This window comes from Anaerobacillus sp. MEB173 (assembly GCF_052119505.1).
Lineage (GTDB): Bacteria > Bacillota > Bacilli > Bacillales > JBJMAU01 > JBJMAU01.
On the sequence record NZ_JBJMAU010000072.1, the window covers coordinates 1 to 395 of the forward strand.

The 395-nt window shown below is 34.9% G+C and carries 1 protein-coding gene; it reads right to left on the bottom strand.

Going from position 1 to position 395, the window contains the following annotated elements; all coding sequences use genetic code 11:
- A partial coding sequence (locus tag ACJ2A9_RS23830) for an immunoglobulin-like domain-containing protein (RefSeq protein WP_441424121.1) occupies positions 1 to 320 on the bottom strand: 320 nt, incomplete at its 3' end.
- Positions 321 to 395 lie beyond the last annotated feature (75 nt).

Genomic DNA, 395 nt, shown 5'->3' on the forward strand with positions numbered 1-395 from the left:
CCAATACTATTAAATCCATAGTTTCCATCTAAGACAACAGGGACTTGATACCATCTTCCCTTGATTTTCTTTTCCAACAAAAAATCTTCACCATAGATGCATTGCTTGTCGGTGTTATTCTCAAATATTACAGTCAATCCAGTAGAGGAGACAGTTCCTTCCTTTACAATCATCGTTACTCCATCAAAGTTGTTGACAGTTTCATACACTGTAGGTTCCCAGTCAGTTCCTTTAGGGTTATTACTAGAACTTCCGCATCCTGATAAAAAAAGTATTAAACTCATTGCCACACAGAATAGCAAACAAAAATATCTCTTCATAAGATCCCCCCCTTTTAATATTAGACGTAATAATACCGAATTAAGTTTCTTTTATGATGCTAAACTGCTCTTTAA